At 57.6% G+C, this 18,087-nt stretch carries 15 protein-coding genes; 9 read left to right on the top strand and 6 right to left on the bottom strand.

Going from position 1 to position 18,087, the window contains the following annotated elements; genetic code table 11:
- Positions 1-16 precede the first annotated feature (16 nt).
- The 4 genes from HU743_RS24900 (at position 17) to HU743_RS24885 (ending at position 3,424) form a co-directional block, all read left to right on the top strand.
- The gene (locus HU743_RS24900; protein WP_186651862.1) at positions 17-472 is read left to right on the top strand and encodes a flavodoxin; all 456 of its coding nucleotides are present in this window, start codon (positions 17-19) and stop codon (positions 470-472) included.
- 202 nt (positions 473-674) lie between these two features.
- The gene (locus tag HU743_RS24895; RefSeq protein WP_186547225.1) at positions 675-1,457 is read left to right on the top strand and encodes a class II aldolase/adducin family protein; all 783 of its coding nucleotides are present in this window, start codon (positions 675-677) and stop codon (positions 1,455-1,457) included.
- Entirely contained in the window at positions 1,457-2,359 is a 903-nt protein-coding gene (locus tag HU743_RS24890; protein WP_186651860.1) for an alpha/beta hydrolase, read from the top strand. Before HU743_RS24895 ends, HU743_RS24890 begins: the two co-directional genes overlap by 1 nt.
- Before the next feature lie 153 nt (positions 2,360-2,512).
- Entirely contained in the window at positions 2,513-3,424 is a 912-nt protein-coding gene (locus tag HU743_RS24885; protein WP_186618716.1) for an SDR family oxidoreductase, read from the top strand.
- Between the two features lie 53 nt (positions 3,425-3,477).
- Here the strand turns inward: HU743_RS24885 and HU743_RS24880 are convergent, their stop codons facing one another.
- From HU743_RS24880 to HU743_RS24860, 5 genes are all read right to left on the bottom strand, one after another.
- On the bottom strand, positions 3,478-3,735 hold the full coding sequence (locus tag HU743_RS24880) for an immunity protein (protein WP_186651858.1): 258 nt from the start codon (positions 3,733-3,735) through the stop codon (positions 3,478-3,480).
- Positions 3,736-3,888: 153 nt separating this feature from the next.
- Complete coding sequence (locus tag HU743_RS24875) at positions 3,889-4,146, bottom strand: immunity protein (protein ID WP_186547221.1); 258 nt, start codon at positions 4,144-4,146, stop codon at positions 3,889-3,891.
- A 77-nt stretch (positions 4,147-4,223) separates the two neighbouring features.
- Positions 4,224-4,490 carry an immunity protein gene (locus tag HU743_RS24870; protein WP_186651856.1) on the bottom strand — a complete coding sequence of 89 codons (267 nt, stop codon included), beginning with the start codon at positions 4,488-4,490 and terminating at the stop codon, positions 4,224-4,226.
- A 318-nt stretch (positions 4,491-4,808) separates the two neighbouring features.
- Entirely contained in the window at positions 4,809-5,072 is a 264-nt protein-coding gene (locus HU743_RS24865) for a bacteriocin immunity protein (protein WP_186651854.1), read from the bottom strand.
- Between the two features lie 209 nt (positions 5,073-5,281).
- Positions 5,282-5,665, bottom strand: coding sequence for a hypothetical protein (locus HU743_RS24860; RefSeq protein WP_186651852.1), 384 nt, complete (start codon positions 5,663-5,665; stop codon positions 5,282-5,284).
- Between the two features lie 623 nt (positions 5,666-6,288).
- On the opposite strand from HU743_RS24860, the gene HU743_RS24855 reads away from it, so the two are divergent.
- The 4 genes from HU743_RS24855 (at position 6,289) to HU743_RS24840 (ending at position 15,795) form a co-directional block, all read left to right on the top strand.
- The gene (locus tag HU743_RS24855; RefSeq protein ID WP_186630925.1) at positions 6,289-8,082 is read left to right on the top strand and encodes a DUF1302 domain-containing protein; all 1,794 of its coding nucleotides are present in this window, start codon (positions 6,289-6,291) and stop codon (positions 8,080-8,082) included.
- A gap of 23 nt (positions 8,083-8,105) precedes the next feature.
- The gene (locus HU743_RS24850; RefSeq protein WP_186547218.1) at positions 8,106-9,473 is read left to right on the top strand and encodes a DUF1329 domain-containing protein; all 1,368 of its coding nucleotides are present in this window, start codon (positions 8,106-8,108) and stop codon (positions 9,471-9,473) included.
- A 138-nt stretch (positions 9,474-9,611) separates the two neighbouring features.
- Positions 9,612-12,167 (top strand): LuxR C-terminal-related transcriptional regulator, encoded by a 2,556-nt coding sequence (locus tag HU743_RS24845; protein ID WP_186651850.1) that lies wholly within the window; start codon positions 9,612-9,614, stop codon positions 12,165-12,167.
- A 163-nt stretch (positions 12,168-12,330) separates the two neighbouring features.
- Positions 12,331-15,795, top strand: a complete 3,465-nt coding sequence (locus HU743_RS24840; RefSeq protein WP_186651848.1) for a DUF6543 domain-containing protein — start codon at positions 12,331-12,333, stop codon at positions 15,793-15,795.
- Positions 15,796-15,825: 30 nt separating this feature from the next.
- Here HU743_RS24840 and HU743_RS24835 read toward each other — a convergent pair whose 3' ends face one another.
- Positions 15,826-16,617: an IclR family transcriptional regulator gene (locus HU743_RS24835; RefSeq protein WP_186651847.1), complete on the bottom strand. Its 792-nt coding sequence runs from the start codon at positions 16,615-16,617 to the stop codon at positions 15,826-15,828.
- Positions 16,618-16,781: 164 nt separating this feature from the next.
- On the opposite strand from HU743_RS24835, the gene hmgA reads away from it, so the two are divergent.
- Complete coding sequence (hmgA, locus tag HU743_RS24830) at positions 16,782-18,086, top strand: homogentisate 1,2-dioxygenase (RefSeq protein WP_186651844.1); 1,305 nt, start codon at positions 16,782-16,784, stop codon at positions 18,084-18,086.
- Position 18,087 lies beyond the last annotated feature (1 nt).

Raw genomic sequence — 18,087 nt, 5'->3', positions numbered from 1 at the left:
TTTCAGGATCAGATTGATGAAAGTCGCCATCCTCTCCGGTTCGGTCTACGGCACCGCCGAAGAAGTCGCTCGCCACGCCCAGAACCTGCTGAAAGCCGCTGGCTTTGAAACCTTCTACAATGCGCGCGCCACGCTGGCCGATATTGACGCGTTCGGGCCTGAAGCTTTCCTCGCCGTGACCTCGACCACAGGCATGGGCGAACTGCCGGACAACCTGCAACCCTTGTATTCGGCCATCCGCGATCAGTTGCCCGCTGCGTGGCGCGGCTTGCCGGGGGCGGTGATTGCCCTCGGTGATGCCAGTTATGGCGACACCTTCTGTGGCGGTGGCGAGCAGATACGTGAACTGTTCGCTGAACTGGGGTTGCGCGAAGTGCAAGAAATGCTGCGCATCGACGCCAGTGAAAGTGTTACCCCGGAAACCGATGCCGAGCCTTGGCTGGCAAAACTGATCGACACGTTCAAGGGCTGATCACGGTATTTACCAGGCGTCAAAAGCGCCTGCTCACTCGGTTACTGCAGATTCGCTGGCGTCCATGCTTTGACAGGACGCCAGCGGTTTGCACCGCTGACTCGTTCAGTCATCAAGCTGGCTGCGAATGCAACTACGCGATGGCGTGCGTCTGACTAGACTGCTGACACAGCAGAACAAGAAGAACGCAGAGGAGCACACAGTGAGCGTAGCCCCCGTCCCGTCGTCCCTTGATGTCAAAGACCAGGTCAGTGCTGCTGAGTGGCAGACCCGTGTGGATCTCGCCGCCTGTTATCGGCTGGTCGCCCTGCATGGCTGGGACGACCTGATCTTCACGCACATATCCGCCAAGGTGCCGGGCACCGAAGATTTCCTGATCAATCCGTTCGGTCTGATGTTTCATGAGATCACCGCCTCAAGCCTGGTGAAAGTCGACCAGGCCGGCAACAAACTCATGGCCAGCCCCTACGAAATCAACCCCGCCGGCTACACCATCCACAGTGCGGTACATGAGGTTCGGCACGACGTCGTCTGTGTCTTGCATACCCATACCGCGTCCGGTGTCGCGGTGTCCGCGCAACAGCAGGGCGTGTTGCCGATCAGCCAGCAATCATTGTTCGTGCTGTCGAGCCTGGCCTACCACGCCTACGAAGGAGTGGCGCTGAACCATGAAGAGAAGGCGCGGCTGCAAGCTGATCTTGGCGATAACAATTTTCTGATGCTGCACAACCACGGTCTGCTGACCTGTGGCGGCACCATCGCCGACACTTTCCTGATGATGTTCACCTTTCAGCGCGCCTGCGACATTCAGGTCATGGCGCAGACCGGCGGTGCGCAGCTGATTGCCATCGAACCGCAGATTCTCGCGGGCGCCAAGGCGATGATTGCCGGCGTGACCAAAAGCGCTCAAGGCATGGGCGGCGCGCTGGCCTGGCCGGCGCTGCTGCGCAAACTGGATAAACAAGACCCCGGATATAAGCTCTGATGCCTCTTGCCGAGATTCCTCTGTGTGTCTGGCGTAAACGCAGCCGGACGTTTGTCTTTCAGGGCCAGACGATCCGTTACTGGGTGGCCGGGCAGGGCGAGCCGCTGCTGCTGATCCATGGCTTTCCGACTGCCAGTTGGGATTGGCATTACCTGTGGCAACCGCTGGCCCAGCGCTATCGGGTGATCGCCTGCGACATGCTCGGTTTCGGTGATTCGGCCAAACCGCTCAATCACCGCTACAGCCTGCTGGAACAGGCCGATCTGCAGCAGGCATTACTCAGCCATTTGCAGGTTGAGCAACCGGTGCATGTCCTTGCCCATGACTATGGCGACAGCGTCGCGCAGGAACTGCTCGCGCGGCACTACGAGGCGCGAATCGTCGTCGCCAGTTGCGTGTTTCTCAACGGCGGTCTGTTTCCGGAAACCCATCGCCCACTGTTGATGCAAAAACTGCTGCTAAGCCCGCTGGGCTGGCTACTGGGCCGCGCGTTCAGTCGCGAGGCCCTGGTCAAGGGTTTTCAGCGAATATTCGGCCCGCAGACCCAGCCGAGCGAAAGCGAACTGGACGATTTCTGGAGTCTGGTCGACAGCAACCGCGGGCCACGCATCATGCACAAACTGATTACCTACATCCCCGAACGCCGGGTGCAGCGCGAGCGCTGGGTGGCCGCCATGCAGCGCGGGGATGTTCCCCTGCGCGTGATCGATGGTGCGGTCGACCCGATCTCCGGCGTGCACATGGTGGAGCGTTATCGCGAGCTGATCCCTGACGCGGACACGGTATTGTTGCCGGGCATTGGCCACTATCCGCAGATCGAAGCGCCGGTGCAGGTACTCGAGCACTATCTGGCGTTTCGCACCCATCTTGTATTGCCACCGCGCAAAGTCGCCTGTTCCTGATGACGCCGGGAGGACTTTCCTCCCAGCCCTCGGACCCTGGATCATCCCCCTGCCTTATCGCGCACCATTCAGCCTCAGTCGTATTCGTTGTGACCCAAAGCGCGGTGCCTGACACTCGGGATCATTATCCCTTGGCCAGCTGGAGTTGCCGCGATGAACGAGCCTGTGCGTTTCGAAGATAAAGTCGTGATTGTCACCGGAGCCGGTGGCGGACTCGGACGTGCTCACGCACTGTTGTTCGCAAAACAGGGCGCCCGGGTGTTGGTCAATGACCTCGGCGGCTCGACTCAGGGCGAAGGCGCCAACGCGTCGGCCGCCGATCGTGTTGTCGCCGAAATTCGCGCCGCGGGAGGCACTGCCGAAGCCAACCACGACTCGGTCACCGACGGCGACAAACTGGTGCAGAACGCTCTCGATGCGTTCGGCCGCGTCGACGTGGTGGTCAACAACGCCGGGATCCTGCGCGACAAATCGTTTCACAAGATGGAGGACACGGATTGGGATCTGGTCTATCGCGTGCACGTCGAAGGTGCCTACAAAGTCACCCGTGCTGCCTGGCCGCATTTGCGCGAGCAAAACTACGGTCGGGTGATTTTCACTGCATCAACTTCGGGCATCTACGGTAACTTCGGTCAGTCCAACTACGGCATGGCGAAGCTCGGGCTGTACGGTTTGACGCGCACATTGGCAATTGAAGGTCGCAAGAACAACATCCTCGTCAACGCCATTGCCCCCACCGGCGGCACGCGCATGACCGAAGGCCTGATCCCGCCGCAAGTGTTCGAGCAACTGAAGCCGGAACTGGTCAGCCCGCTAGTAGTTTATCTGGCGAGTGAGCAATGTCAGGAAACGTCCGGGTTGTTCGAAGTCGGCGGGGGGTGGATGGGCAAAGTGCGCTGGGAGCGCAGCCTCGGCGCCGGGTTTGACCCGCGCGAGGGGTTTTCACCGGAAGATGTGGCAGCGCACTGGCAGCAGATTTGCGACTTCGAAGGGGCGGCGCATCCGCAGGACAATATCGAGGCGTTGAAGGAAATGATGGCGAATCTGCAGAAGTATTCGCTCTAGGTACTTAAACCACCCGACTAATGAAAGTGATAGTCGGGTGGATTTTTTCTGTTTTAGTCGTAGCGTTTATCCGTCATGAACGTCGGCGGTGCCCAATTAGGACCTTTGATGGTTTTCCCGTTTTCATCGTAGGACAAGACGCCTTTTCTGAACAACGATTGGTATGTGTCTATAAATACACGATGGGTAATAGTGTCTTTGCAGTATTGCGCATACATTTGATCGATGCGCATGGTGTGAAAACACAGTGCAAAGAGTGAAATGACGTCCGCAATCGGTTCGTTCTTTACGATTTGCTCGATCCGGTTCATTGGTTTGTTCCTCTAAGCAGATGTTGACATCTTCGGTCCTGTTGGCTCCTGCCCGAGCCGCGTCCGAGATCGCAACACAGCTTCATCGCTGCCCGACCGGGGTGGACCGGGGTGGAGGCCACCAAGCTTGGACGTGGTGGCCGATATCGCTGTCTAGGAGTACGTTTTGTCAGTCATGAACTTTGGTGCTCGCCAGTTGGGTCCTTTGACGGCAATCGGCCCGTTGCCATTAGCTAACACGCCTTGTTCGAAAAGACGCGCATAGGTTTTTAGCAGCTCACCGCTCGCGATAACTTCGTATCTATAACGCCCAAACATTCTGTCCAAAGACGGGATGGCGGAGCCGAGTGCGAACACGGTCAGTACATCTTCCACTGACTCATTCTTTACGATTTTCTCGATAGTGGTCATTGGCCAACTCCTCATGCAGTTGCATGCTCTCGTTGATCTTGAGTATTCATTGCTTTAATTGCCGGCTCGATGGTCAATTACCTTTTTTCTGAATATTTATTTTCAGTTAAACATTCTGGGGCTTCCCAGTTGGGTCCTTTAATCGGAACGGGACCGTCTCCATTAGCGAGCACTCCGTCTTCGAAAAGCTGCGTGTAGATTTTCAGAAGTTCACCGTTGGCAATAAGCTCGAATTTATAGCGACCAATCATTCTATCCAGCGACGGATACGCCAGTCCGATTCCAAAGGCTGTCAAAACGTCCAACACAGGTTCGTTCTTTATAATCTTCTCGATCCGGCTCATTGCTTTGTTCCTGTAAGCAGTTGTTCATATATCCGGGCGGTTTGGCTGTTTCCTGCCCGAACCGCGTCCGGTGAGTACAAGACATGCTCACTGCTGCCCAGTTTGTAGTCCTCCAAAGTTGCAGCGTGGCATTGTTCCACACCGGAGATCCGCTCTCAGGTTTGAAGTCATCCCTAAGTTGCATCGCCAGAAATCTTTCAAACTCTCGAATCTCATGAGTGTAATAGTGCCAGTCCGTATCGATGATGGGGAATTTGCAGAAGTATTCGCTGTAACCGCTTTCGAATACGAGCAGGCACAGGACGCCTGCTCGCATTTCTAAGATTCTTGTTTGAAGCCGGGTTTTCCGTTGGCAGCACGCCAAGTTTTGATAGCTGCCAATACTCCTGCCGGGCTGTCGTCGACTCCTTCTTCCGGATAGTAAAGAACACCTGTTCCGTTTGGATGTTCTGACGTGGCTACTATGTTCTCAATGAATTCATCATGTTGTCTCTCTGAAGGAAATCGACCTCGGAATATCCGTTCTATCACTGCCAGGTATTCCGACTCTGCGTAGTGTTCCAGTTTGTTTTTTAGTTCCAATTTGCATCGCTCCTTATTTAGAGTGCAGTTCAACGTGCTGCTTTGGTGTCAGCACAGGGTTTTATCAACAACCAGTGCGCGGGAAAGGAATTGATCGGCGCTTTTATTGGTAGGGTCGCTTCCATAAAAACTGTGGGACAGGTGGGTCTGATGTTGCAGTTCCGCGCTTTTACGTTGGATAAGTTTGTTGCGCACGCCAAGCTCACGGATTATCGCGGCCCCGGTGGCAGTGGATGAGTCGACTCCTCCTGGCGTGTCGCGGTTAATTGCGCTTCAAGGGTCTGGGGGATCTGGGCAGTACTGGTCTGGAACTCTCTTTCCAGAATGCCGATGTGACTTTGCAGGATCGGTTGATAACGCGCGGAGTTGCGAGTCGTACTAAAAGTGCCGTTGTAACGATGGCTGCCTATTGAAGGCCTCGCGGGAATAATGTGGTCCGGTGCGATAGCTGTCGTGTGAACAGGTTCAGTTAATCCCCACGGCGGAGGCTTTTGCATATTCATATCCTTTTGAATGTGCGTGACAGGCGCGCAGAACGCGATGATCCATTGCTGGTTTATAAGCGTCATCAGCGAATAGTTGATGCATTTCAAGTTACAACAGATCCGCAGGTAACGAATCCGAGAAAGTTGTCAGTAAGAGGGAGTTGGTTTGAAGGCGCTTTCGCTGTTTTTTAACGGCGAGCTAATTGTTCTTCGGCAAGAAGAGAAATATCTGATAGTGGTCTCGGAAACGTTGTAGGACCAGAGTTTCGATATTTTCAACAGGCATAAAAAAGGCCGCTGCAAACGCAGCGGCCAAGGTAAGACGTTGGATCAAGGAGCTACAAATCAACGTCAGTGAACAGCGGGCGACGAACCGAGCGTTCGATTCATCTGGAATCTGTCGGCGCTGGCGCGAATGACTCGAGCGCCAGTGCTTCGTGCTTTGCGGCTTACCCGTGAAAGCGCGTTCAGAATACGGTCTCAGTCCTGTAGGAAAAATACCGATTCCGGACATGCACTGTTACGGGGCATGCAACAGTCCGCCGGCCCCAGACCGCACCATGGATCTGACTGATGATTGTTCATCCAGCCGATCCATGGACGGCGCAATGGCGCGCCTCGGCAGGGCATTCATCCTTTCGAGCGACAACGCGAATACCTCCTTGGTGCGCTTATCGACCTGACCGCCCGGCAGTAGGGTGGGGCCTTCTGTCACTCACCGGGGAAGACGCATGACAAAAACTACAATGCGCGCCATCTTCACACCGCAGGCGCTGGCAGCCGCGGTGACGCTGGGCTGCTGCTCCCAGGCGCACGCGGTTGCATTCAATATCGGCGAAATCGAGGGGACGTTCGACTCGTCGCTGTCGATCGGGGCCAGTTGGGGCATGCGCGATGCCGACAAGTCGCTGGTCGGCACGGTCAACGGTGGCACCGGACAATCCTCGACCGGTGATGACGGGCGCCTGAACTTCAAGAAGGGCGAAACCTTCTCGAAGATCTTCAAGGGCATTCACGACCTTGAATTGAAGTACGGCGATACCGGCGTATTCATACGTGGCAAGTACTGGTACGACTTCGAACTCAAGGACGAAGATCGCGAGTTCAAACAGATCAGCGACAGCGGCCGCAAGGAAGGCGCCAAGTCCTCTGGCGCGCAGATTCTCGATGCCTTCGTCTACCACAACTACACCATCGCCGATTTGCCGGGCACGGTGCGTGCTGGCAAGCAGGTGGTGAGCTGGGGCGAAAGCACCTTCATCGGCAACTCCATCAACAGCATCAACCCGATCGACGTTTCCGCATTCCGTCGCCCGGGTGCCGAGATCAAGGAAGGTCTGATCCCGGTAAACATGCTGTTTGGTTCACAGAGCCTCACCGACAAACTGTCCATCGAAGGTTTCTACCAACTGGAGTGGGACCAGACTGTCCTCGACAACTGCGGCACCTTCTTCGGCGTTGACGTGGCGGCGGACGGTTGCAACAACGGCTATACCGTCGGCAATCCGGCCATTGCCCCGCTGGTGCCGTTGACCACCGCGTTCGGCCAAGGCATTCAGGTCACCCGTGAGGGCGTGGTGATTCCCCGTGGCGGCGATCGTGATGCGCGTGATTCCGGGCAGTGGGGCACGGCGCTGCGCTGGCTTGGCGAAGACACCGAGTACGGCCTCTATTTCATGAATTACCACAGCCGCACACCAAACGTGGGCACCACCACCGCGGGCCTTTCGACCCTGGCGGCGCTGCCGCGCATGGTCGGCATCGCCAACGGCCTGGCGCCGGGCAGCGGTGCCGGTCTGGCGCAGAGTGTGATGCTCGGGCGCGGCAGCTACTACCTCGACTACCCGGAAGACATTCGCCTGTATGGCGCCAGTTTCTCCACCACGCTGCCGACCGGCACCGCGTGGACCGGCGAGATCAGCTACCGGCCCAACGCACCGGTGCAGGTCAGCACCAACGACCTGACCCTGGCGCTGCTCAATCCGATTGCCGGCGGCACGGCGTCGCCACTGGCCACCGCGCCAGGTGCTGACAACAAGGGCTATCGCCGCAAAGAAGTGACGCAAGTGCAGAGTACCCTGACGCACTTCTTCGATCAGGTCCTGGGCGCCGAGCGCCTGACCGTGGTCGGCGAAGCGGCGGTGGTGCATGTCGGTGGCCTGGAGTCGCGCAGCAATCTGCGTTACGGCCGCGACTCGGTGTACGGCCAGTACGGGTTCGGCGGCGACACTGACGGTTTCGTGACCTCGACGTCGTGGGGCTACCGCGCCCGCGCCATCCTCGATTACGCCAACGTGATTGGCGGGATCAACCTCAAACCCAACCTGTCCTGGTCGCACGATGTCGCCGGCTATGGCCCCAACGGCCTGTTCAACGAAGGCGCGAAAGCGATCAGCGCCGGGATCGATGCCGACTACCGCAACACCTACACCGCGAGCCTCAGTTACACCGATTTCTTCGGCGGCGATTACAACGTCCTTGAAGACCGTGACTTCGTGGCCCTGAGCTTCGGCGTGAACTTCTGATCTGCCCGAGAAGGATGACTGCAATGCGCAAAATGATTCTGCAATGCGGGGTGTTGGCCCTGAGTCTGCTGGCGGCCAATGTGATGGCGGCAGTGTCGCCGGACGAAGCGAACAAACTCGGCACCAGCCTGACCCCGTTGGGTGCCGAGAAGGCCGGCAACGCTGACGGCTCGATTCCCGCGTGGACCGGCGGTATCCCGAAAAACGCCGGCGCGGTGGACAGCAAAGGCTTTCTCGCCGACCCGTTCGCCAATGAAAAACCACTGTTCACCATCACCGCAGCGAACGTCGATCAGTACAAAAGCAAGCTCTCCGATGGCCAGGTGGCGATGTTCAAGCGCTACCCCGAAACCTACAAGATCCCGGTCTACCCGAGCCACCGTACTGTCGCCGTGCCGCCGGAAATCAATGAATCGGCCAAGCGCAGTGCACTGAATGTGACCACCATCAACGACGGCAACGGCCTGGCCAATTTCACCGGCAACCGCTACTACGCCTTCCCGATTCCGAAGAATGGCGTCGAGGTGCTGTGGAACCACATCACCCGTTATCACGGCGGCAACCTGCGCCGGATCATCACCCAGGTCACGCCACAGACCAACGGCAGCTACACACCGATCCGCTTCGAAGAAGAGATCGCCGTGCCGCAACTGATGAAGGAAATCGACCCGGAAAAAGCCGCCAATGTGCTGACGTTCTTCAAACAGTCGGTGACCGCGCCGGCGCGCCTGGCGGGCAACGTGTTGCTGGTGCACGAAACCCTCGATCAGGTGAAAGAGCCACGGCTGGCCTGGATCTACAACGCCGGCCAGCGCCGGGTACGCCGTGCGCCGCAGGTGGCGTATGACGGCCCGGGTACGGCGGCGGACGGTCTGCGCACGTCGGACAACTTCGATATGTTCTCCGGCGCGCCGGATCGCTATGACTGGAAACTGGTCGGCAAGAAGGAAATGTACATCCCGTACAACAGCTACAAGCTCGACTCGCCGAAGCTCAAGTACGACGACATCGTCAAGGCCGGGCACATCAATCAGGACCTGACCCGCTACGAATTGCACCGTGTCTGGGAAGTGATCGGCACGGTGAAACCGAACGAACGCCATATCTACGCCAAGCGCCACATGTACATTGACGAGGACAGCTGGCAGGTCGCACTTGTCGACCACTACGACGGGCGCGGCCAGCTGTGGCGAGTAGCAGAAGGGCATGCTCAGTTCTATTACGATCACCAGACGCCGGCCTACACCCTTGAAGCGCTCTACGACATCATTGCCGGCCGCTACATTGCCCTGGGCATGAAGAACGAAGAGAAGCACAGCTTCGAATTCGGCTTCGAAGCCAAGGCCGCCGATTACACACCTTCGGCGTTGCGCGCCGAGGGCGTGAGGTAACTGCTCTGCGACGAAGCTGTACACAAGGCGACCGCACGGTCGCCTTTTTTATGGCCGTCAATCAGCGCGCTGAATACTCGTCAACAAGGGCGGTGGAGAGGGCTAGGGTGATCGCACAACGATAAGAAGGCTGACGCGATGACCGCCATGACTCCGTGCCTGGATCGCCCCGGATTTCTCCCCAGGCTTGCTTCCCATCATCAGCCGCGCGCGCGTCTGTGCCAGCCATTGCTTGAGTCGCAGGCACGGGTCCGGCTGGTTTGCGCGCCCGCCGGCAGCGGCAAAACCGCGCTACTCACCGAGTGCCTGCTTATGGCCCCGGCAGGCTGCGAGACGATCTGGTTACCGTTGGCCGGCGTGGCGCTCAGCCGTACAGAATTCTGCCAGCGAATGACCCGCGCGCTCGGGCTGAGTGAAGAACTTGGCGAGGCGCAACTATTGGCGACGCTGGCGGCGTGGTCCAGGCCCGCCTGGCTGTTTATTGACGACTACAGCCGTCTGCCGAATCCGGCGCTGGATGCTCTGCTTGATCTGCTACTGACGGCCAGCAGCGCGGCGCTGACCTTCTGGATCAGCAGCCGGCGTCGACCACAGTGCAACTGGCCGCGCCTGTTGCTGGATGACGAACTATACGAATGCGAGCGCGCCAGCCTGGCCCTGACACACGATGAAGTTACCTCGGTGTTGCACCACTTGCCGCCGGAGCAGGCTGCCCGCGTCGCGGCCGGTATTCTTCAGAGCACCGGCGGCTGGTGCGCCGGTGCGCGCATGGCGCTGCTGCAAAAGTGCGACTGGGCGCAACACCTTCAGCCCCGGCAGCGTGTCGATACATTGCTCGATTATCTGCAACACGAACTGTTCGCCAGTCTGACGCCGGAGCAAGCCGAAGCATGGCGTGTGCTGGCTCATTTGCCGCGCTTCAACGCGCCGCTGTGTGAACACCTGTTTGGCGCCGGAGAGGGCGCGCAGCTGCTGCACGATCTGCAAGTACTCGGATGTTTTATCGAACCCTGGCACGAGGCGGGTGACTGGCTGCAGGTGTTCCCGCCATTGTCGCGAATCATGCAGGCGTCGCATTGGCCGTGCGCGCGCTCCTGGCATCGGCGAACCTGCCAATGGTTGACCGCGGCGCAGGATTGGCGGGCGGCCTTCGAGCAGGCATTGCTGGCCGAAGAATACGAGACTGCCGTGAGCCTGTCGCAGCACCTGAGCTGTGAAGACTTGTATGAAGACCAGACGGTTGTCCTGTTGTTGCGATTACATGATCACCAGAGCCAGGAGCTGACGCTGATGACCCCGCACTTGATCGGGCTGGTCACTGACGCCTTGCTCTTTGCCGGTCGTTTCGAACAGGCCACACACTGCATGGCTCACCTTTCACGCTTCCTGCCACAGCCTGCGGCGCAGCTGGAACAGCAACTGCTCGCGCGCTGGCAGGCGCAACAAGGGTGGCTTTTGCATCTGCAAGGGCGTATGGCACCGGCGCGCGCCTGCTTTGAGGAGGCATTGGCCGCGCTGGCGCCCGATGCCTGGCAGGCGCGTGTGTTGTGCCTGTCGGGACTGACCCAGCAAGCATTACTGTGCGGTGAACTCGATCAGGCCCATGCCATCAACCGCGAGGCCTTGTGCCTGGCGCGTGCTCAGGGCTCCTTGCTGTTCGAGGCGGTGCTTGAACTTGACCATGCGCAATGGCTTGAACAGCGCGGAGCCCCTGTGCGGGCTGAAAGTCTGCTCATGGATATCGAGCAGTTACTGCGTCAGCGCAGGGTTGTCCCCACGCCGTTGCTTGGCCGCATTGCTTTACGGCGAGGGCGGCTGGCGCTGTGCATGGGGCGCGAAGAGCGGGCTGCGCAGTTGTTCACCCAAGGCCTTGAAGACTGCTTGCGCAGTGCCGACAAGCGCGTGTTGTATGGTTATCTGGGCCAGGCCCAATTGGCAGGTAATCGCGGCGATTACGCCGGTGCGTTCGAACGTTTGCGTGAGGCCGAGAGGGTCATGCAGCAGCGACAGATTCCCGATACGGTCTATCGCGGCGTCGTGCTGCAAATCAGTAGCCAGTTCTGGTTGCAGCAAGGCCGACCGCAGCTGGCGCATGAGGCGTTGGCACGGCTGCTACGGCATTACCGCGGTCCGTCTGCGCTCCAGGCGCCACCCGCGACGTTCGAGCTGATCACCCGTGTCGAATACCTGTTGGCCTGCGCCAGTGCGCAATTGAATCCAGACGAAAACGCTCTCCCGACTCTGGAACGGTTATTGGAGCAGGCCCAGGCCAAGGGCTTGCTGACCATGGAAACGGAATTACTGCTGGCCGCTGTGCAACTGGCAGAGTTGAACGGCGATAGCGCCTTGGCGCAACAGGCATTGCAGCGGGCTCGAATGCTGGTTGAGCGCTGTCATTTGCATCAAGCCATGCGCGAATGGCAGTTACGCCGAGGCAGTGCTGGCACAGAGTCCGTCACGGCTGTTGCGGCGCCGCAGTCCGAGAGCAGTAAGCTGGCGCCGTGCCTGAGTCGCCGTGAGTGCGAAGTACTGATGTTGATTGCCCAAGGCGCATCGAATCAGCAAGTTGCAGAGCAACTTTTCATTTCCTTACATACAGTCAAGACCCACGCCCGGCGAATCAACGGGAAGTTGGGTGTGGAACGCCGGACCCAGGCGGTGGCGAAAGCAAAAGCCATGGGCATACTGGATTGAGATTGTTTGAAGTTAGTAGTCAGTAGTAATGAAAGGCTGTATGTCTTTTTGTTGTGCATGCTTTGTAAAGTATTTGGGCTTCTTGCTAATTAAAAAAATCATTACCTTGCAACTATCTGCAGTGGCTGCAAACGCAGCTCTGGATAGTAAGGCAGGATATTGCATGAGTAAGGTATTCAAAAGTTTGATGCGTGACACAGTAGGTGATCAAGTCACGTGGACAGAGGAGTGGGAGAAGGCAAGCCGGGCAAAGGCCGAACTTTTTGCAATTATCGACGCGATGCCGAGCGTGCACGATATCTTGCGTAATATGCTTGAAGCGGAATTGAAGCGCTTGGGTAAAAGTGTTGATATCGATAAGGTATATATCAATACGGACCCTGCTTTTGCGCCCAGTGATAACCGTCCGTCGGGCTCTCTTTGGCAGGTGACGCTTTATTGCGTGGACAATAATGTTACCCCCGGCTACATCATGGGCGGTGACGGGGTATTTGTGCTGCCGGACACGTTGGACGATCAATTCAAAGTCAGCGGGCTCACTATTTTTGTTGTCGAAGATCTGATCGCGGCAGTGACTGCCGGACTGGAAAAAACGCTGCGAGCCGAGATCGGGAAGTTTTGGGCGGCAGCGGTTAAATCCATACGCTCTGAAGCGCTATCGCTGACCAACAAGCAGGCGTTTATTCAGGCGTACGCTTCGGTGGCAAGTGCAGAGCTATCGCTGTCGGTCATGGCCAACAATTTCGATGCCCACTGGGGCGAGCGATTCGCTTCTCTGCTCGACGCGGAGACAGGCCGCGGGATGTTTGAAGTCAGCCTGCAACCACGACAGGATTATCTCGATTCGCTCCTGCCCTGTTTCGTTCTCGACAACGCTGAGCGCTCGGATGCAGAGATGAAGCTGCTCAACGAGTCGACTTGCTACCTCATGCACACGCCTGAGAACGGCTTTGAGTTTTTTGAGAAAAATACCGACTTGCATCGCCAGCTTCAGGCTCGATTGTCCTTGCAAAGCAACCAGATCAACTACCCAAAAGCCATGCAGAATCCTCATGCCTACTGTGTTGAGGTTCATCTCAAAGGTCAGTTGGAGAGCGTATCGTTACTCTCCAATAGCCGTGATCAACTGGAAACCACGCTGACTTCCGTGCTGCAGGATAATCAAGGCATGCAGGTGCTGCGTTACGGTATCAACACTCGCTTTTATTTGCTGTGGGCGGCATTGAAACGGACGGAGTGGCCGCTTTGGCTGAAGCAAGCGAACGCTGATATACAAGTGCGCTACACCGAACTTGAGGCATCGAAAGATCAATACCTGGCGGATTATCAAAGCGCATCCGAGGCATGCTTTTCGTTTAAAGATTATGTGCTGCGTACGTTTTCGGAGTGGGCCGACAGGGTGCTGGGTGAACAACTGGACCCGCAATCCATCATCGTGCGGAGCTCGTACACCCTGCAGGTCGCAGGCCGCACCATTGAGCACGAAGAAACCCGAACGCTGACCGAGTTCATTGTTTTCGGTCTGCATGATAACGGTTATCGCGCCAGTCTCAGCATCACAGGCGTACCCAGCGCAAGCCGGCTGACGCCCGCTGCGCTTGAGCAATGGTTGGTGCAGCGCAATCTGCGTCTGGATTTTGTCAGCGATCTTGCATCGTCTCCTTCTGTTGCATATCAGCAAGCCTATCGTGATTATTTATTCGGTCAGATGCAGTTCGAGTTGTTTGTTGCTCGACACTCAGGTGACCTTACCGACACTGACGCCGGGATTATTGCCCGGGCAATGGCCAGTGATTCGTCGGTTGCCATTCGCGGATTGAAAATCAGGCTACAAGCGCCAGCCTTGAAAGATGTACTTGTTTTCACCGCAGAAGGGTACTCGGGCTGTCTGCTGTTCTTGCGCAGTCCCGAAGGTCCGTTCAAGCTGCACAAGTTCGCCGACGTTTTTGCCATGAACCGCTGGATTGAGGCTGCGTTGTCCGCAAGCCGCGAATACGCAGCATTATTGGTTCACCCGGAGTATTTGCATGACGCAGGCGTCTTGCTCAATGGCACCGGCGCTAAACTGAGCTATCGGTACGAACTGGATACCACACTGGCCAATCTCGACCTCGATGCCAAAACACCATTGGTTGATTATGTAAACGTCGCTTACCGGGCCGAGGTTGCCCAACACAAGGCAATTGCGCCGACAGGTTATCGGGCGCTGGGGTTTCAAGGTCGCATGCGCTATTCCCGGTTGACCACTGAACTCAAGGCTCTTTCAACCGTCGATGCACGAGACAACGGTTTTCCATCGTTCGAGCAGTTCACCCATGATGCAGTGAAAGCTCAGATTGAAGAAATTTTGCGCACTCGTGGGAGCGACGTTACTGTTGATCCTGATCGGATTATTGTTCAGACCGAAACGTTTCGTAAGAGCGTTACCGATCTCTTGCTTGAAGGAATCGCGTTTGAGGCGGTCGCTCCCGCCTACGAAACCAAATACAGCCCGAAATATTATTTGCTGAGTAATCACCCGGCGGTGGACAAGCTGGATATTCGTGATCTGTCTTCGCTGTCGAAAACCTTTCGACCCGGCGATAGATATACAGCGATGCTGAAAGAAAAGTTCCAGAACAAGGCGCATCCTGACTACGTATTCATACGTGCGGTACATGCTCGGAAAATCCGCTGTGAAATGCACCTGAATGCAGTCGCCGATTTTGTTGGCGGCAAGTTATCGTCCGAGATTTTTTCTGCTGTTCAGCAGGTGATCGATAGCCTGAAAGAGAGCGGCGCTTATCAGCCGATTGCGAACGATATCTCTGAAGGCGACGTGGGTTTATATAAATTCAACATCGGTTCGCTCGGTTTGACGACGGCTTGGGATCGCACGGTAGGAGGCGTTTATATATTCCGCGTGAAACGGACCTCGGGCTTTATGAACTTGCTCTATACACCCGACGCGCCAGATCTTGTCAGTTTCCGGCCAATCGCAGAATTCGTTCCCTCGATTCGCTTTCGACTCGGACCATTCAGGGAGTATTACAGCAAGCGAATATTGCTCACCGATCAGAAGGTGATCAACGACTATTTCGACAACCTTGTCGCAACCGTGGACAGCAAACCGCAGATCGGGACGCAGAATCGCGCGAAGCTGCCGGATCTCTACACCTTCCATGATGAGCGGGTGCGGCGGGTATTGAGTGATATCGACGAGCGCACTACCAGTCTGAATGAATTGATTGCCGGTCTTGTCTACGACAATCTATTGAAAGCTGCGAATATCGTCAGTTTGCTGGTGCCTCCGGTGGGAACGGTTGTAGTCGCCGTCCAGATGATGAAAAGCATCTATGACGCCTCGCAGTCGCACAGGCGAGGTGATTATGCCGCTGCACTGGGGCATGTAAAAGAAACCCTGACCGGACTGTTGACGCTGGGCAAGGCAGCGGCGGCGGGTGCGCCCGTCAAAGAAATCACCCATGCACAACGCTCGTTTCTCAGTCTGTTTGAAGACGCGCGCACGGTCGCCGAACTGGTTACCTATTACACTGGCCAGGCAGAACCCAAGGAGATGTTGATCGAGTTCTTCAAGACATTAATGGAGGGCGCCGAGTACGGGCTGAGTAAAACAACGGTGCGTTGATCGTTACTGAGCACTTACGCGCTCGTTTACTCATTCGATACGCTGCTGTTCATACCCCATTCGCCAACTTACGGCCCGCGTCGCCGCCAGTAACCGCTGCGCCGCCGGGCCGTTTTCGTCGGCGTGAAACAGCGAGGTCGGGCCGACGATGGTCAGCACGGCGGCGATCTGCCCGACCGCGTTGAACACCGGTGCCGAGAGCGCATCCACACCCGGCATTAACAAACCATGCACATGATGCAGACCGCGTTCGCGGATCTGCTGACACAGCGCTGTATAGGCTTTTTCGTCTTTGAGCGGATGTTGCGCAACGGTGATCTCCTGCTCGCGCAGTTCATCGGTTTCCCGGTGCGGCAGGTAAGCACTGAACACCAGCCCCGTGGAAGAACTGAGCAACGGCAGCACCGACCCCAACTGCGTCACTACCGTCACTGCGCGCACCGCCGGTTCGATGTGCACAACGGTTGCGCCCTGATTGCCCCACACCGCGAGGAAGCAGGTTTCGTTGAGTTCATCGCGCAGATCGGACAAGGGCAGGGCGGCGACTTTCAACACGTCCATGCTATTGAGTGCGGCCAGACCCACGCGCAGCGCCTCGCGGCCGAGACCGTAGTGGTTGGTGGCGGCGTTTTGCTCGGCAAAACCCGAGGCAATCAACGCCTGCAAATAGCGATGCACCTTGCTCGCCGGCATCTGTACGTGTTCGGCCAGGCGCGACAGCGAAGTGGACGGCGACAACTCGGCCAGGGCCTTGAGGATGTCGGTGCCGACTTCGGCGGAGCGGACTTTCTGTTTGCCGTTGCTGTCGCTGGTTTTTTCCATGGTGCTGGCGGGTTCCGGTTCGAATGGGCGTCTTTATAGCTTGACGCTGGATAGCGAGCAAATTACGTTATGCGTAATCAAATTACGATAATAACAACCCCGGCGTGCCGAAACCTCTGAGCCAGAGCGATGGGCCACTGCCGACTCCCTGTTCAGGAGGCTCCATGAACCTCGATTCAACCGCGCAGGGCCTGGCTTATCAGTCCGGCTTCGGCAACGAATTCAGCACCGAAGCGTTGCCCGGCGCGCTGCCCGTTGGCCAGAACTCCCCGCAAAACGCTCCTTACGGTCTCTACACCGAACTGTTCTCCGGCACTGCATTCACCATGGCCCGCAGCGAAGCGCGGCGCACCTGGATGTACCGGATCCAGCCGTCGGCGAATCACCCGGCATTCGTCAAACTGGAGCGGCAACTGGCGGGAGGGCCGTTGGGTGAAGTGACCCCCAATCGTCTGCGCTGGAATGCGCTGGACATCCCTGCCGCGCCAACCGATTTTGTCGACGGCCTGGTGAGCATGGCCGCTAACGCCAGCGCCGAAAAACCGTCCGGCATCAGCATCTACAGCTATACCGCCAATCGATCAATGGAGCGGGTGTTTTTCAACGCCGACGGTGAAATGCTGTTGGTGCCACAACTGGGTCGTCTGCGCATCGCCACCGAACTGGGTGTGCTGGAGGTGGCGCCGCTGGAAATCGCCGTGCTGCCACGCGGGCTGAAATTTCGTGTCGAATTGCTCGACCCACAAGCGCGCGGCTACCTCGCCGAGAACCACGGTGCGCCGCTGCGTCTGCCGGACCTGGGGCCGATCGGCAGCAACGGACTGGCCAATCCGCGAGATTTTCTGACCCCGGTCGCGGCTTACGAAAACCTGCAACAACCGACCACTCTGGTGCAGAAATTCCTCGGCCAGCTATGGGCCACCGAACTCAATCATTCGCCACTGAACGTGGTCGCCTGGCACGGCAACAACGTGCCGTACAAATACGATCTGCGCCGTTTCAACACCATCGGCACGGTCAGTTTCGATCACCCGGACCCGTCGATCTTCACCGTGCTGACGTCGCCGACCAGCGTGCACGGTCTGGCCAATCTCGACTTCGTGATCTTCCCGCCGCGCTGGATGGTCGCCGAAAACACCTTCCGGCCGCCGTGGTTCCACCGCAACCTGATGAACGAATTCATGGGCCTGATTCAGGGCGAGTACGACGCCAAGGCCGAAGGTTTCGTGCCCGGTGGCGCCTCGCTGCACAGCTGCATGAGTGCCCATGGCCCGGACGGCGAAACCTGCACCAAAGCAATCAATGCCGAGCTGAAGCCCACGAAGATCGACAACACCATGGCCTTCATGTTCGAGACCAGCCAGGTGCTGCGCCCAAGCCGCTTCGCCCTCGACTGCCCACAACTGCAACCCGATTACGACGCCTGCTGGGCCACGCTGCCCGCCACGTTCGACCCGACCCGGAGATAAC

The organism is Pseudomonas sp. SWRI99, assembly GCF_014270125.1.
Classification (GTDB): domain Bacteria; phylum Pseudomonadota; class Gammaproteobacteria; order Pseudomonadales; family Pseudomonadaceae; genus Aquipseudomonas; species Aquipseudomonas hamedanensis.
The sequence above is the reverse complement of the archived record's forward strand: the minus strand, read 5'-3'. Positions and strand labels throughout refer to the sequence as shown.

Excerpts from the sequence above, each read along its gene's own strand:
- HU743_RS24900 (WP_186651862.1), top strand. The coding sequence starts at position 17 with ATGAAAGTCGCCATCCTCTCCGGTTCGGTCTACGGCACCGCCGAAGAA.
- HU743_RS24890 (WP_186651860.1), top strand. The coding sequence starts at position 1,457 with ATGCCTCTTGCCGAGATTCCTCTGTGTGTCTGGCGTAAACGCAGCCGG.
- HU743_RS24885 (WP_186618716.1), top strand. The coding sequence starts at position 2,513 with ATGAACGAGCCTGTGCGTTTCGAAGATAAAGTCGTGATTGTCACCGGA.
- HU743_RS24880 (WP_186651858.1), bottom strand. The coding sequence starts at position 3,735 with ATGAACCGGATCGAGCAAATCGTAAAGAACGAACCGATTGCGGACGTC.
- HU743_RS24875 (WP_186547221.1), bottom strand. The coding sequence starts at position 4,146 with ATGACCACTATCGAGAAAATCGTAAAGAATGAGTCAGTGGAAGATGTA.
- HU743_RS24870 (WP_186651856.1), bottom strand. The coding sequence starts at position 4,490 with ATGAGCCGGATCGAGAAGATTATAAAGAACGAACCTGTGTTGGACGTT.
- HU743_RS24855 (WP_186630925.1), top strand. The coding sequence starts at position 6,289 with ATGACAAAAACTACAATGCGCGCCATCTTCACACCGCAGGCGCTGGCA.
- HU743_RS24850 (WP_186547218.1), top strand. The coding sequence starts at position 8,106 with ATGCGCAAAATGATTCTGCAATGCGGGGTGTTGGCCCTGAGTCTGCTG.
- HU743_RS24845 (WP_186651850.1), top strand. The coding sequence starts at position 9,612 with ATGACCGCCATGACTCCGTGCCTGGATCGCCCCGGATTTCTCCCCAGG.
- HU743_RS24840 (WP_186651848.1), top strand. The coding sequence starts at position 12,331 with ATGAGTAAGGTATTCAAAAGTTTGATGCGTGACACAGTAGGTGATCAA.
- HU743_RS24835 (WP_186651847.1), bottom strand. The coding sequence starts at position 16,617 with ATGGAAAAAACCAGCGACAGCAACGGCAAACAGAAAGTCCGCTCCGCC.
- hmgA (WP_186651844.1), top strand. The coding sequence starts at position 16,782 with ATGAACCTCGATTCAACCGCGCAGGGCCTGGCTTATCAGTCCGGCTTC.